Origin of the sequence: Pseudomonas sp. MEJ086, assembly GCF_030209025.1 — a bacterium.
Lineage (GTDB): Bacteria > Pseudomonadota > Gammaproteobacteria > Pseudomonadales > Pseudomonadaceae > Aquipseudomonas > Aquipseudomonas fulva_A.
This window is the reverse complement of the sequence record NZ_JARVSV010000004.1, coordinates 24,569-38,598: the sequence shown is the minus strand read 5'-3', so window position 1 is coordinate 38,598 and position 14,030 is coordinate 24,569. Positions and strand designations below refer to the sequence as shown.

Sequence of the window (14,030 nt, the reverse complement as noted above, 5' to 3'; positions counted from 1 at the left end):
AAATCGTCTTCCATCCGTAAAATCAAGAGGCAGCTGACATGGCACGCAAGCGCACGGTCGCAATCGGTTTCATCGGCGCGACCCTGGATCGAGTGGGCAAGGGCGCCAACCGCTGGAACAAATGGCGACCCAGCATTGGCTTGTGTCAGCAGCCGGATCTGCTCATCGATCGCCTCGAGCTGATTCATGGCGCCGATGCACGCGACATCAGCCTGGCTGAGCGCGTGCGTGCCGATATCGAGCAGATATCCCCGGAAACCGAGGTGCGCCTGCGGCCGATGCCTCTGCGCAATCCCTGGGATTTCGAAGAGGTCTATGGGGCGCTGCACGATTTCACCAGTGCCTATGCGTTCGACACCGAGCATGAGGATTACCTGGTGCACATCACCACCGGGACCCACGTGGCGCAGATCTGCTGGTTTCTGCTCACCGAGGCGCGCTACCTGCCGGCGCGTCTGGTGCAGACCTCGCCAGCACGCAAGCGTGATGACGATGCTCAGGTCACCGGTACCCATGCGCTGATCGATCTCGACCTGTCGCGCTACGACCGTATCGCCAGCCGTTTCCAGCACGAGCGCCTGGAGGGGCTGGCCTTTCTCAAGTCGGGGATCGCGACGCGCAATGCCGCCTTCAACCGTTCCATCGAGCAGATCGAGCGGGTGGCGGTGCGCTCCAGGGCGCCCATGCTGCTGATCGGCCCGACCGGTGCGGGCAAGTCCTTTCTGGCTCGGCGCATCTACGAGCTCAAACGCAGTCGGCATCAGGTCGAGGGTCGTTTCGTCGAGGTGAACTGCGCGACCTTGCGCGGTGACGGCGCCATGTCAGCCCTGTTCGGTCATATCAAGGGGGCCTTCACCGGCGCGCAGAATGCCCGTGACGGTCTGTTGCGGGCGGCCGATGGCGGCATGCTGTTTCTCGACGAAATCGGCGAGCTGGGGCTGGATGAGCAGGCCATGCTGCTCAAGGCCGTCGAAGAGAAGCGCTTTTTCCCGCTCGGCTCCGACAAGGAAGTGGCCAGCGACTTCCTGCTCATTGCCGGTACCCACCGGGACCTGCGGGCGCGGGTCGCGCAGGGCGTGTTCCGTGAGGACCTGTTCGCGCGTATCAACCTGTGGACCTTCGAACTGCCAGGGTTGGCCGGGCGTCGCGAGGATATCGAGCCGAACATCGACTTCGAGCTGCAGCGCCATGCTCGCGAGCAGGGGCGCCTGGTGCGCTTCAACCTGGAGGCGCGGCGCCGCTACCTGGCCTTCGCCAGCTCTGGCGACGCAGCCTGGCAAGGTAACTTCCGGGAGCTTTCCGCCTCCATCACGCGCATGGCTACCCTGGCCGACAGCGGGCGAATCGATGAAGCCCAGGTGCAGGAGGAAATCGAACGCCTGCGTCGCGCCTGGGGGCTGGCTGACCAGAACGACGAGTTGGACGAGCTGCTGGGCGGATCGGCAGCGGATCTCGATCTGTTCGATCGCCTGCAACTGCGCGCGGTGATTGCGGTTTGTCGCGAGGCTGACAGCCTGTCCGACGCGGGGCGGCGCCTGTTCGACATCTCCCGCCAGGCCAGAGCCCAGCCCAACGATGCCGATCGCTTGCGCAAGTACCTGGCGCGATTCGGCCTCGACTGGAAAGCGCTGCGGCAGGTCGATTGAGCGAGGTGCTCTTTTGGTGCTTGTGACGCACTAAATTCGTGCTTAAAGGTCGCGAATTTATCTGGGTTACGGCGGTTTATTTATAGCTTGGCACCAAAAACTTTCATAAAAGCGTCATTTTGCCCTTTTTTAGGGCGTGTCGTTCTTGCTAGAGTCGCGGCAACTTTTTCGCGGCGCAGGGACGCCAGGAGCTTTTCATGACGCTTTCCGTAGACCGTTTTCTCGATCGCCTGAAGCAGCGCGACCCCGATCAGCCGGAATTCCACCAAGCGGTGGAAGAGGTGCTGCGCAGCCTGTGGCCGTTTCTCGAGGCCAATCCTCATTACCTGCAGGCCGGGATCGTCGAGCGCATCGTCGAACCTGAGCGGGCTGTGCTGTTCCGCGTGCCGTGGGTCGATGATGCGGGTCAGGTGCAGGTCAATCGTGGCTTTCGGGTGCAGATGAACAGTGCCATCGGCCCTTACAAGGGCGGCCTGCGCTTTCACCCGTCGGTGAACCTCAGCGTGCTCAAGTTCCTGGCCTTCGAGCAGACCCTGAAGAACTCCCTGACCTCGCTGCCCATGGGCGGCGGCAAGGGCGGGGCGGACTTCGACCCCAAGGGCAAGAGCGACGCCGAAGTGATGCGTTTCTGCCAGTCGTTCATGAGCGAGCTGTACCGCCATATCGGTGCGGATCTCGATGTGCCGGCCGGAGACATCGGCGTTGGGGCCCGCGAGATCGGTTTTATGTTCGGGCAGTACAAGCGCCTGGCCAACGAGTTCTCCTCGGTGCTCACCGGCAAGGGCCTGAGTTATGGCGGCAGCCTGATCCGCCCGGAGGCGACGGGGTATGGCTGCGTGTATTTCGCCGAGGAAATGCTCAAGACCCGTGGCCGCAGCTTCGACGGTCAGCGCGTGGCGATCTCCGGTTCCGGCAATGTGGCGCAATACGCCGCACGCAAGGTCATGGAGCTGGGTGGGCAGGTCATTTCGCTGTCCGACTCCGAGGGCACTCTGTACGCCGAAGCGGGCTTCAGCGAGGCGCAGTGGCAGGACCTCATGGTGCTGAAGAACCAGCAGCGCGGCCGCATCCGCGAGCTGGAGGGCAACGGCCTGCGCTTCCAGGCCGGTCAACGGCCGTGGAGCCTGGCGTGCGACATCGCCCTGCCATGCGCCACCCAGAACGAGCTGAGCCTGGATGATGCCCGCACACTGCTGGGCAATGGCTGCGTGTGCGTCGCAGAAGGCGCCAACATGCCCACCACCCTGGACGCCGTGGACCTGTTCATCGAGCACGGCACCCTGTTCGCACCGGGCAAGGCCTCCAATGCCGGTGGCGTTGCGGTCAGCGGCCTGGAAATGTCGCAGAACGCCATGCGCCTGCATTGGAGCGAAGGCGAGGTGGACGAGAAGCTGCACGGCATCATGCAGTCCATCCATGGCGCCTGCGTACGCCACGGCGAGGAAAACGGCACCATCAACTATGTGAAAGGCGCCAACATCGCCGGCTTCGTCAAAGTGGCGGATGCGATGCTGGCTCAGGGCGTGGTTTAACGCCTCTGACGCACGGCAGGGCAATCCTGCCGCGCGTTCTGTTTCATGAGTGCGCCGGTGGCCGCCGGCGTTCCGGTCAAGCAGGCGATCACTCGCCGCCCAGCCCAGGCTGACCACCGGTCAGTCCGCTCGGCAAAAAACACTCAACCATCTCCCACTGTCACGACTCCTACACACAAGAGGATGAAAATGCCTCCCCGTTGCGGCAGCAGGATGTCGTCGCGGGTCAGAACAAAACTGGATTAGCGAGAGTCGTGCAATGAAATCGATCCCTGGAATGCTCGAAGGCGCGATGGCCGTCCGCTTCTATCAAAGCGTGAATGGTCCTTTCCCCATCGAAGTCGGCGCTGCCGTGCCCGGCTCCAGCATGTCCGCCATCGTCAAGCCGACCGCTGGGCTGGCGATGCTCGATCCCATGAGTGAAGAGGACCTGGGGCTGTCGCTGCTCGAGGCCGAGGCCACCGGGCTGCAGCCGGAAAAGGTCTGCGATCAGCTCAATGCGTTCATTGGCGGGCGGCGGGTCAATTGCACCAGTGCCGCCGAGGTCGAGGCGATCACCCATCTGTTCCGCGCCTGCGCCATCGAGCCGGAGTTCGCGCTGGCCACCCTGGACGCGGCGGCGCTGTACCTGCCCAAGGCACTGCCCGTGGATCAGTACCCGGAAACCATCGCCCGGGATCTGTTCATCCTCGCCAGGCCGTTCGAGACCCAGCGTCTGCGTTGACGCTGCTCAGCGGGCCACACTCACGTACCGCGCTCTGGAGGGCGACGACGATTGCCTCGCTTCGGTGAGCGATCGCCGTTTATTTGCCTTCTCAGGCTTCTCTCGCTCGCTTGTTGCGCCTTAGAATCATTATCTTTAAGGTGCCCGCGAGATCCCGATCATGATGTTGACCCTCCCCGATGTGCTGACGCCCGAGCAGTTGCGCCAATGCCGCGCGGCGCTTGAGCAGGCGGCCTGGCAGGATGGTCGCGGCACCGCCGGACACGTCGCTCAGCGCGCCAAGGATAATCGGCAGCTCGCTCACGACGATCCCCTGGCCGTGCAGATTGGCGATTTCATCGTCGATTGCCTGGGCGCCAATCCGCTCTTCGTCTCTGCGGCATTGCCGCTCAAGGTGCTGCCCCCGCGCTTCAATCGCTACGAGGGTGGCGGCACCTATGGCAACCATGTCGACAATGCCATTTTCAGTGTGCCCGGCACGCCACATCGGGTGCGCAGCGATCTCTCCGCGACGCTGTTCTTCAGTGACCCCGACGAGTACGACGGCGGTGAGCTGGTGGTCGAGGACAGCTATGGCAGCCACAGCGTGAAGCTGTCTGCCGGGCACCTGATTCTCTATCCCGGCACCAGCCTGCACCGTGTCATGCCGGTGACCCGCGGCGTGCGGTTCGCCTCGTTCTTCTGGATTCAGAGCCTGGTCCGCGGGGACAGCCAGCGCAGCATGCTGTTCGAACTGGATCAGGCGATTCAGGGCGTCACCCGGCAACTGCCTGAAAGCCCGGAGGCGGTGCGCCTGACGGGCGTGTATCACAACCTGCTGCGGCACTGGGCGAATACCTGAGCATGGAAATCGTGCAGCAGATACCGCCGGGCATCGCGTCGGTCAGCGATTATCGCGCCATCGCCCAGACGCGCATGAGCGAGCAGGCCTGGGCCTATATCGACGGCGGCGTTGCCGATGAGCTGACCCTGCAGGCCAACGTCGCGGCCTTCCAGCACCTGCGCCTGCGCAGCCGGGTGTTGCGTGACCTCAGTGGGGGGCATACCCGCAGGCAACTGTTTGGCGTCACCCACGATTTCCCGATCCTGCTGGCGCCGGTCGCTTACCAGAAGCTCGCCCATCCGGCGGGCGAGTTGGCCACGGTAATGGCTGCGTCGGCCTTGCAGGCCGGGATGATCGTCAGCACTCAGGCGAGCACCAGCCTGGAAGCGATTGCCGCAGCGGCCAGCAACCCGTTGTGGTTTCAGCTGTACATCCAGCCCGACCGGGCTTTTACCGAAGCCCTTGTACGGCGCGCTGAAGCGGCCGGTTATCGTGCGCTGGTGCTGACGGTGGACGCGCCGGTCAACGGCGTGCGCAACCGCGAGCAGCGTGCAGGGTTCGTGCTGCCTGAGGGTGTGCAGGCAGTCAATCTGCAGGGCATGCGCACGCCCGTCATCAAACCCGCACCGGACAACGGCGCCTTGCTGCTCGGTGGCAGCCTGCTCGCTGCGGCGCCGACTTGGGCAGATATACGCTGGCTGCGCTCGATCACCAGGTTGCCGCTGCTACTCAAGGGGGTCACCGAAGTGGATGACGCCAATGAAGCCCTGGCGCAGGGCGTGGACGGCTTGATCGTGTCCAACCATGGCGGCCGAACGCTCGATGGCATGGCTGCCAGCCTCGACTGCCTGGAGCCGATTGCCGATGCACTGCAGGGCCGAATGCCGCTGCTGTTCGACGGTGGCATTCGGCGCGGCAGCGACATCCTCAAGGCGCTGGCGCTGGGCGCCGATGCGGTGCTGATCGGCAGGCCTTACCTCTATGGCCTGGCCGCTGCCGGCGCCGCTGGTGTGGCCCATGTGATCCAGCTCTTGCGTGCCGAGCTGGAGGTGGCCATGGCGTTGACCGGTTGCCGTGATCTGGCAGCCATCGACAAACAGGTGCTGGCACGCTGACCGATCAACAGGACGGCTCCACTGATGAGCAAGGCTGGAGCGCTGGCCCTGCGCGTCAGCCGCCATTCGAGATCGAACCGATGCATGCCGCCAATGAGAATGATTGTAATTAGCTTATGGTAGTATATATCATTTGCTCTTCACGACTTTTCGGGGGGAGCTTTCATGTTGCACATAAAAAAATCGCTAACGCGTCGTCCTCAACCTAGCCTGCTGGCCTCGGCCATCGGCTTTACCTTGGCTTCTTGTGCGTGGGGTGCGGTTGCCCAATCGGCCACCAAACCAGGCTCGCTCGAGCTCGGTGACGTAAGGATTCAGGGCCAGCAGGAGGAAAATTACCGGGTCGAGCAGTCTGCATCGGCAAAGATCGCGACGCCCTTGCTCGATACTCCACAGACCATCACGGTAGTGCCGCAGAAACTCATCGAGGAGCAGCAGGCGCTGAGTTTGCGCCAGGTGCTGTCCAATGTGTCCGGTATCACCTTCAACGCCGGGGAGGGCGGTGGTGGTTCGGGTGACAGCATCAACATTCGTGGCTTCAGTGCCAACGCCAACATGCAGATCGACGGCCTGCGTGACAGCGCGCAGACCAGCCGCACCGACACCTTCAACATCGATCAGGTCGAGGTGATCAAGGGCCCGAACTCGGTATTCGGTGGCGCCGGCACCACGGGCGGCAGCATCAACGTGATCAGCAAGCAGCCGCAGGATCGCGCCTTCACGCGTATCGGTGGCAGCGTGGGCACCGACAGCTACTACCGTATGACGCTCGACACCAACCAGCCGCTCGAAGGTGTGGGGACCGACAGCGCCGTGCGCCTGAATCTGATGGGCCACAAGAACGACGTAGCGGGGCGCGACGAGATCGACCGCAAGCGCTGGGGAATTGCCCCGTCGCTGCGCCTGGGGCTGAGCGACTCCACCCGTCTGACCCTCAGCCTGCACCACCAGCAGGACGACAACCTACCGGATTATGGCGTGCCGGCACTGGACGGCAAGCGCCTGGCCGGTGTCGATCGCGAGGCCTACTTCGGCTGGAAGAACCTCGACAAGGAAGAGATTGAGCAAAGCGCGTTCACCGCCAACTTCGAGCACGAGTTCAACGATGACCTGAGCATCCAGAACCTGACTCGCTACAGCCTGGTCAACCGCGATACCACGGTGTCGGCGTCCCACGTCAATACCACCGGGTTGCCGGCAGGCAGTTACCGGCCAGCGGGCCCGCAAGGTTATGGCCGCGATGCCGAGACTGAAATGTGGATCAACCAGACCAACCTGAAGGCGGCTTTCGATACCTTCGGCCTGGCGCACAATCTGGTGGTCGGAGCGGAAATTTCCCGCGAGACTCTGGATCTGCGCACTTACAGCTACAACCTGACCAGCGCGGCGCCTTATCCGGTTGCCAATCTAGGCAATCCTCCCAAGTACTGGAGCGGTGCGACCAACAAGGCCAACAGCGGTTACACCGAGACCAAGCTGACCGACAAGGCGATCTACGTCTTCGACACCATTGCGCTCAATGAGCAATGGGACCTCAATGGCGGCGTGCGGGTGGACTGGATGGACGGCCAAGCCCGCGCCTTCAATGCCACGCAGCAGCCAACCACCCGCTTCGACTCCAATGATCGCAAGGCCAGCAGCCGCGTCGGTTTGGTCTACAAGCCTGTGGAGAACGGACGGTTCTATGTCGCCTGGGGCAACTCCTTCAACCCGTCGGCCGAAAACCTGGCGTCTACAGGCGGTGGCTTGACCGTCGCGACAGCGAACCTGGACCCGGAAAAGAACGAGACGTGGGAGCTGGGTACCAAGTGGGAGCTGTTCGACCGCCGAGTGGAACTGGACGCGGCGGTATTCCGGGTGGAGAAGAGCAACGCGCGGGAAACCATGTCCGACGGCTCGACGCAGCTGGCGGGCAAACAGCGTGTCGATGGCTTCGAGCTGGGCCTGACCGGTCATGTGACCGAACAGTGGGATGTGTTCGCCAACTACACCTTCCTCGACAGCGAGACGCTCAAGGCCGCCGATACTCCGGCAGGTGTGGGGCGCGTAGGGCAGGCGCTGGGCAATACACCGCCACGCTCCTTCAACCTGTGGACAACCTACGAGCTGCCTGCAGGCTGGAGCATCGGCTACGGCGCTCGCTACGTCAGCGAGCGCAACGTGACCTCCAGCACGCGCGCCAAACTGGATGACTACTGGCTGCACAACGCCATGGTTGCCTACAAGGTCAACGAGAATCTGGATCTGCAGCTCAACGTCAACAACCTGTTCGATGAGGATTACGTCGAGCGGGTGCGCCAGCAGGCTGGTGCGGTGGCACGTTCTTCAGCTATCGAATATGGCGATGGCCGTTCTGCCCTGTTGTCTGCGACCTACAACTTCTGATTCAAGCCTGACCAGCCCCGCCAACGCACCAGCGTTGGCGGGGCTTTCTCGCAGGTGGGGTATGGATGGCTGTAAAGGTCGGGTAAATATCGAGCATTCCAAATGATTCTCATCTAGAGTCGCGCGGTTTCATGTCAGGTCCATCTGCTGAGTGTTAATCGTGTTCAAGAAAGTCTTGTTCCAACTGCACTGGTTTTTTGGCATCACTGCCGGCCTGGTGCTTGCCCTGATGGGCGTGACCGGTGCGCTGTACAGCTTTCAGGAGGAAATCCTGCTGGCGATCAATCCGCAGATGGCGGTGACGGCGCAGCCGGGATCGGTACTCGAGCCCGGCGAGATGATCGAGCGGCTGCAGGCTCAGGGCATCGGTGTGTCCGGCCTTTATGTGGATACCGAAGGCGGCCAGCCAGCGCGGGTGTTCCTGACCCCGCCGCCGGGTGAGCGACGTGGCGGTGTGCGCTTCGTCGACCCTTACACCGCCGAGTCACTGGGCGAGCCGCGGGGCATGGCGTTCTTCGGTCTGATGCTGCAACTGCATCGCTTCCTCGCCATGGGCCAGACGGGCCGGCAGATCACCGGCGCCTGTACCATCGCCCTGGTGTTCTTCTGCCTGTCCGGGCTCTATCTGCGCTGGCCGCGGCGGGTGTTCAGCTGGCGCGCCTGGCTGACGTTCGACTGGGCCAAGAAGGGCCGTGCTTTCAACTGGGATCTGCATGCAGTGGTCGGCACCTGGTGCCTGCCGCTTTATCTGTGTGCGGCGCTGACGGGCCTGTATTGGTCATACGACTGGTACCGCAGCGGCCTGGAAACCCTGCTCAGCGATACGCCCCGTGAGGCAGGCGAGGGGCGCGGCCGACGCGGCCCGCCGCCCGATGGCCAGCCAATGCCTGAGGTGAACTACGCGAGCCTCTGGCAAGGCATTCAGCGAACGGCGGGCGACAAGCTCGGCGTTTACAGCCTGCAACTGCCCAATGCACTCGGCCAGCCGGCGCGGGTGTTCTTCATGCTGCGCGACGCCGAGCACACGCGCGCCTTCAACCAGATGCAGCTCGACCCGCTGACCGGCGAAGCCAAGCAGGTCGAGCGCTACGCCGACAAGTCGTTCAAGGCGCAACTGCTGGCCAGTGTCTACGCCCTGCATACCGGTGAGTACTTCGGCATGCCCGGGCGGGTGCTGATGATGGTCGCCAGTTTGCTGATGCCATTGTTCTTCATCACCGGCTGGTTGCTGTACCTGGACCGACGACGCAAGAAGCGTGCGGCGCTGGCAGCCCGCCAGGCGCTGGCTGGTGGCGAAGGCGGTGAATCCTGGTTGGTGGGGTTCGCCAGCCAGAGCGGCTTCGCCGAGCAACTGGCCTGGCAGACGGCCGGGCAGTTGCAGGCGGCCGGCATGACGGTGGAGGTGCAGCCGCTGGCGCGCATCGATACCGCCAGGCTGAGTACCACGCCCCGTGCCTTGCTGGTGCTCAGCACCTTTGGCGACGGCGAGGCGCCGGATAGCGCTCGCGGCGTGGAAAGGCAATGGCTGGCGGCGACCCTGGATCTGCCGCAGCTGCGCTATGCGGTACTGGCTCTCGGTGATCGGCAGTACAGCCAATTCTGCGGCTTTGCCCGGCGCCTCGACGACTGGTTGTACAGCCGTGGAGCCCTGCGTCTCGGCGAGCGTGTCGAGGTCGACGGTGACGACGAGGCGGCGCTGCTCGCCTGGCAACGGCAATTGGCCGATCTGACCGGCGTGCAGCCGCTACCGGTGCAGCACGTACCCTTCGATGGCTGGACGCTGCGCGCGCGTGAATGCCTCAATCCCCACGGCCAGGGTCAGAGCACCTGGCTGATCGGCTTGCAGCCACCGACCGGCGTCTCGTGGGAGGCCGGCGATATCCTGGAGATTGTGCCGCGCAATGGCGAGGCTCAGGTTCGTCACTGGCTGCACGAGCATGGCTTGCAGGCACTGGAATCCGTGGTCATCGAGCCGTTGGGGCACACGCTTGGCGAGGCGCTGAGCGCTCGTCAGTTACCGTTCAGCGCCAGCCATCTGGTTGGTCTGCATGCCCAGGCGCTGCTCGATGCGCTGGTGCCGCTGGCGAGCCGCGAGTACTCCATCGCGTCCTTGCCCGAGGAGGGCAAGCTGGAGCTGATCGTACGCCAGCAACACCTTGCTAACGGGCAGATGGGCGCGGGCTCCGGCTGGCTGACCGCGCATCTGCCGGTCGGTGCACAGCTGCTGGCGCGGGTGCGTCGCAACAGTGGTTTCCATGCTCCCGTGGATGATCGACCGGTGATCCTGATCGGCAACGGCACGGGCCTGGCGGGTCTGCGCAGCCTGCTCAAAGCACGCATCGCGGCAGGCCATACGCGCAACTGGCTGCTGTTTGGCGAGCGCAGTGTCGAGCACGATTTCTACTGCGGTGAGGAACTGCAGGGCTGGTCGAACGGCGGCCAGCTGCAGCGTCTTGATCTGGCCTTCTCCCGCGATCAGGCACAGCGCATCTACGTGCAGGATCGCCTGCGTGAAGCAACCGAGGAGCTACGTGCATGGATCGCCGATGGCGCTGCCGTCTATGTGTGCGGCAGCCTGCAGGGCATGGCGGCGGGGGTGGATCAGGTGTTGCGCGAGGTGCTGGGCGAGGCGGTGGTCGAGGAGCTGGTGGAGCAGGGACGGTACCGGCGGGATGTGTACTGAGGGCTCGCTCTGTCGTTATGGGCAAGTACTGAAGTGGGGGCGGCCCGTGCGCTAATCGCGGGCATGGCTAGGCGTCCCCGCCCGCTGCCACCGTCGAGCTGACCTCCTGACCCGCTGCTGCATTCGTCACGCTGGCTGCCTGAGTCGTCGGGCGCAGCGTGCTGCTGTGCCCGACGTGCGGTCAGAGAAACTGCTCGGCGTGATGGCAGGCCACTTGGCGGCCATCGAGCGGGTGCAATAGCGGAAGTTCGCTCTGGCAGCGTTCGGTAGCGTAGGGGCAGCGCTTGTGGAAGGCGCAACCCGATGGCGGGTTCAGCGGGTTGGGCAGTTCACCGACGATCTTGATCTTCGGCTTGGCCGGATCCGGGTGGATGGTCGGCGTGGCCGACAGCAATGCCTTGGTGTACGGGTGCAGCGGGCGTTCGTAGATGCGCTCGCTGGGGCCGATCTCCGCCGGGCGGCCGAGGTACATGACCAGCACGTCGTCCGCTACGTGGCGCACCACCGAGAGGTTGTGGGAGATGAACACGTAGCCGGTCTTGAACTCCTCCTGCAGGTCCATGAACAGGTTGAGCACCTGCGCCTGGATCGACACGTCCAGTGCCGAGGTCGGCTCATCGGCCACCAGCACCTTGGGGGTGAGCATCATGGCGCGGGCCAGGGCGATACGCTGGCGCTGGCCGCCGGAGAACATGTGCGGGTAGCGCTGATAGTGCTCGGGGCGCAGGCCCACCTGGCTCATCATCGCCTGGACTTTCTCACGACGTTCGAGACGTGACAGACCGGTATTGATGAGCAGTGGCTCTGCCAGCTGATCACCGATCTTCTGGCGTGGGTTGAGCGAGGCATAGGGGTTCTGGAAGACCATCTGCACGTCGCGACGCAGTTGCTTGCGCTTCTGGGCATTGGCGCCCGCGACTTCCTGGCCGGCGATCTGCAGCGAGCCCGAAGAGGGTTCTTCGATCAGTGTCAGGGCACGGGCCAGGGTGGATTTGCCGCAGCCGGATTCACCGACCACGGCCAGGGTCTTGCCAGCTTGCAGCTCGAAGGACACGCCATTGAGCGCCTGCACCGTGGCACTGGGTTTGAACAGCCCCTGGGAAACGGTGTAGTGACGCGTCAGTTCGCGTGCGGTCAGGACGGTCGTCATCACGCCACCTCGGCATTCAGGTTGAGCGGGAAATGGCAGCGCACGGCGCCACGCTCGTGGGGTTCCAGGGCCGGGCGGCGGTCACGGCAGCTCTGCTGCACGTAAGGGCAGCGCGGCGACAGCAGGCAGCCATGCGGCCGGTCGTAGCGCCCGGGTACGATGCCGGGCAGGGTCGACAGGCGAGTGGCGCCCAGGCTGTGTTCGGGGATCGCCTTGATCAGCGCCTCGGTATACGGGTGGGTGGGCGCATCGAACAGCGCCGGCACCTGGCCCAGCTCCACCGCCTGGCCGGCGTACATCACGCAGACCCGGTTGGCGGTTTCGGCGACCACGGCCAGGTCGTGAGTGATCAGCACCAGGCCCATGTTCTGCTCGCGTTGAAGGTCGAGCAGCAGCTCCATGATCTGCGCCTGAATGGTCACGTCCAGGGCGGTGGTGGGTTCGTCGGCGATCAGCAGCTTGGGCTCGGCAGCGATCGCCATGGCGATCGCGACGCGCTGGCTCATGCCGCCGGACAGCTGGTGCGGGTAGGCCTCGAGGCGGCTCGCCGCCCCTGGAATCTCCACCCGTTCGAGCAGTTGCAGGGCTCGCTGACGAGCTGCCTTGCCCTTGAGGCCGAGGTGCTGGCGGAGTACTTCCTCGATCTGGAAACCCACGGTGAAGCTGGGGTTCAGCGCGGTCATCGGGTCCTGGAAGATCATCGACAGATCCTTGCCGACGATGTGGCGACGCTGGCGGCCCTTGAGGGTGAGCATGTCGGTGCCGTCGAAGACCAGGCGGTCCGCGCGCACGATGCCGGGGGAGTCGATCAGGCCCATCAGCGCCATCATGGTCACCGACTTGCCGGAGCCGGACTCACCGACGATGGCCAGCACTTCGCCCTTGTCGACGCTCAGGTCGAGACCGTCGACCACCGGTACGGCGTTGGCGTCGCCGAAGCGCACGCTCAGGTTACGGATTTCCAGCAGGCTCATCGGGCGGCCTCCATCTGCAGGCGAGGCGCCTGGTGGATAGTGATGCGGAGGTTATTCATGATCGGCCTCCTCAGATCGCGTTCTTGAGCTTGGGATCCAGCGCATCGCGCAGCCCGTCGCCCATCAGGTTGATCGCCAGCACGCTGAGCAGAATCGCCAGCCCCGGCAGGGTCACGACCCACCAGGCGCGCTCGATGTAGTCACGTGCGGAGGCCAGCATGGTGCCCCACTCGGGGGTTGGCGGTTGTACGCCAAGGCCGAGGAAGCCCAGTGCTGCGGCGTCGAGGATCGCCGAGGAGAAGCTCAGGGTCGCCTGCACGATCAGCGGTGCCATGCAGTTGGGCAGCACGGTAATGAACATCAGCCGTGGCAGGCTGGCGCCGGACAGGCGTGCCGCGGTGACGTAGTCGCGGTTCAGTTCGCCCATCACCGCGGCCCGGGTCAGGCGTACGTAGGAGGGCAGCGAGACGATGGCGATGGCGATCACGGTATTGATCAACCCTGGGCCGAGGATGGCGACGATGGCGACCGCCAGCAGCAGCGACGGCAGAGCCAGCATGATGTCCATCAGACGCATGATCGACGGGCCCATCAGGCGCGGGAAGAAGCCCGCGACCAGGCCCAGCAGCAAGCCGGGGATCAGCGAGATGACCACCGACGCGAGGCCGATCAGCAACGACAGGCGCGCACCGTGGATCAGCCGCGAAAGCAGGTCGCGGCCCACCTCGTCGGTACCCAGCAGGAACTGCCATTGTCCGCCTTCGAGCCAAACCGGCGGCGTCAGCAGGGCATCACGGAACTGCTCGCTGGGCGAGTAGGGGGCGATCCACGGCGCGAACAGCGCGCAGAACACGATCAGGATCATGAAGCCGAGACCGGCGACGGCACCCTTGTTGTGACTGAACGCGCTCCAGAATTCCTTTAGCGGCGAAGGGTAGACCAGGCTCTGGTCCAGGGACGTGGTGGTTGAAGTCATGGTTGTGCCTCGACCTTTGTGG

General features: G+C 64.1%; 10 protein-coding genes. 7 read left to right on the top strand and 3 right to left on the bottom strand.

What is annotated here, in order from left to right; all coding sequences use genetic code 11:
• Nucleotides 1-38: 38 nt before the first annotated feature.
• From rtcR to QRN22_RS01990, 7 genes are all read left to right on the top strand, one after another.
• Nucleotides 39-1,646, top strand: a complete 1,608-nt coding sequence (gene rtcR / locus QRN22_RS02020; protein WP_042554760.1) for an RNA repair transcriptional activator RtcR — start codon at nucleotides 39-41, stop codon at nucleotides 1,644-1,646.
• A 197-nt stretch (nucleotides 1,647-1,843) separates the two neighbouring features.
• Nucleotides 1,844-3,178, top strand: a complete 1,335-nt coding sequence (gene gdhA / locus QRN22_RS02015) for an NADP-specific glutamate dehydrogenase (RefSeq protein WP_042554761.1) — start codon at nucleotides 1,844-1,846, stop codon at nucleotides 3,176-3,178.
• A gap of 259 nt (nucleotides 3,179-3,437) precedes the next feature.
• Nucleotides 3,438-3,902: a hypothetical protein gene (locus QRN22_RS02010; RefSeq protein ID WP_156152735.1), complete on the top strand. Its 465-nt coding sequence runs from the start codon at nucleotides 3,438-3,440 to the stop codon at nucleotides 3,900-3,902.
• Nucleotides 3,903-4,062: 160 nt separating this feature from the next.
• Nucleotides 4,063-4,743: a Fe2+-dependent dioxygenase gene (locus tag QRN22_RS02005; protein ID WP_042554763.1), complete on the top strand. Its 681-nt coding sequence runs from the start codon at nucleotides 4,063-4,065 to the stop codon at nucleotides 4,741-4,743.
• Nucleotides 4,744-4,745: 2 nt separating this feature from the next.
• Complete coding sequence (locus tag QRN22_RS02000) at nucleotides 4,746-5,840, top strand: alpha-hydroxy acid oxidase (RefSeq protein WP_042554764.1); 1,095 nt, start codon at nucleotides 4,746-4,748, stop codon at nucleotides 5,838-5,840.
• Nucleotides 5,841-6,005: 165 nt separating this feature from the next.
• On the top strand, nucleotides 6,006-8,225 hold the full coding sequence (locus QRN22_RS01995; RefSeq protein ID WP_042554765.1) for a TonB-dependent receptor: 2,220 nt from the start codon (nucleotides 6,006-6,008) through the stop codon (nucleotides 8,223-8,225).
• A 160-nt stretch (nucleotides 8,226-8,385) separates the two neighbouring features.
• Nucleotides 8,386-10,908, top strand: a complete 2,523-nt coding sequence (locus QRN22_RS01990; protein WP_042554766.1) for a PepSY domain-containing protein — start codon at nucleotides 8,386-8,388, stop codon at nucleotides 10,906-10,908.
• Between the two features lie 181 nt (nucleotides 10,909-11,089).
• Here the strand turns inward: QRN22_RS01990 and QRN22_RS01985 are convergent, their stop codons facing one another.
• The 3 genes from QRN22_RS01985 to QRN22_RS01975 all read right to left on the bottom strand — a co-directional run bounded on the left by QRN22_RS01985 (nucleotide 11,090) and on the right by QRN22_RS01975 (nucleotide 14,008).
• Entirely contained in the window at nucleotides 11,090-12,058 is a 969-nt protein-coding gene (locus QRN22_RS01985; RefSeq protein WP_042554767.1) for a peptide ABC transporter ATP-binding protein, read from the bottom strand.
• Nucleotides 12,058-13,032: an ABC transporter ATP-binding protein gene (locus QRN22_RS01980; RefSeq protein WP_042554768.1), complete on the bottom strand. Its 975-nt coding sequence runs from the start codon at nucleotides 13,030-13,032 to the stop codon at nucleotides 12,058-12,060. The genes QRN22_RS01985 and QRN22_RS01980 overlap by 1 nt, the downstream gene beginning before the upstream one ends.
• 70 nt (nucleotides 13,033-13,102) lie before the next feature.
• Nucleotides 13,103-14,008, bottom strand: a complete 906-nt coding sequence (locus tag QRN22_RS01975; protein WP_042554769.1) for an ABC transporter permease subunit — start codon at nucleotides 14,006-14,008, stop codon at nucleotides 13,103-13,105.
• Nucleotides 14,009-14,030 lie beyond the last annotated feature (22 nt).

Excerpts from the sequence above, each read along its gene's own strand:
- QRN22_RS01995 (WP_042554765.1), top strand. The coding sequence starts at position 6,006 with ATGTTGCACATAAAAAAATCGCTAACGCGTCGTCCTCAACCTAGCCTG.
- QRN22_RS02010 (WP_156152735.1), top strand. The coding sequence starts at position 3,438 with ATGAAATCGATCCCTGGAATGCTCGAAGGCGCGATGGCCGTCCGCTTC.
- gdhA (WP_042554761.1), top strand. The coding sequence starts at position 1,844 with ATGACGCTTTCCGTAGACCGTTTTCTCGATCGCCTGAAGCAGCGCGAC.
- QRN22_RS01985 (WP_042554767.1), bottom strand. The coding sequence starts at position 12,058 with ATGACGACCGTCCTGACCGCACGCGAACTGACGCGTCACTACACCGTT.
- QRN22_RS02005 (WP_042554763.1), top strand. The coding sequence starts at position 4,063 with ATGATGTTGACCCTCCCCGATGTGCTGACGCCCGAGCAGTTGCGCCAA.
- QRN22_RS02000 (WP_042554764.1), top strand. The coding sequence starts at position 4,746 with ATGGAAATCGTGCAGCAGATACCGCCGGGCATCGCGTCGGTCAGCGAT.
- QRN22_RS01975 (WP_042554769.1), bottom strand. The coding sequence starts at position 14,008 with ATGACTTCAACCACCACGTCCCTGGACCAGAGCCTGGTCTACCCTTCG.
- rtcR (WP_042554760.1), top strand. The coding sequence starts at position 39 with ATGGCACGCAAGCGCACGGTCGCAATCGGTTTCATCGGCGCGACCCTG.
- QRN22_RS01980 (WP_042554768.1), bottom strand. The coding sequence starts at position 13,032 with ATGAGCCTGCTGGAAATCCGTAACCTGAGCGTGCGCTTCGGCGACGCC.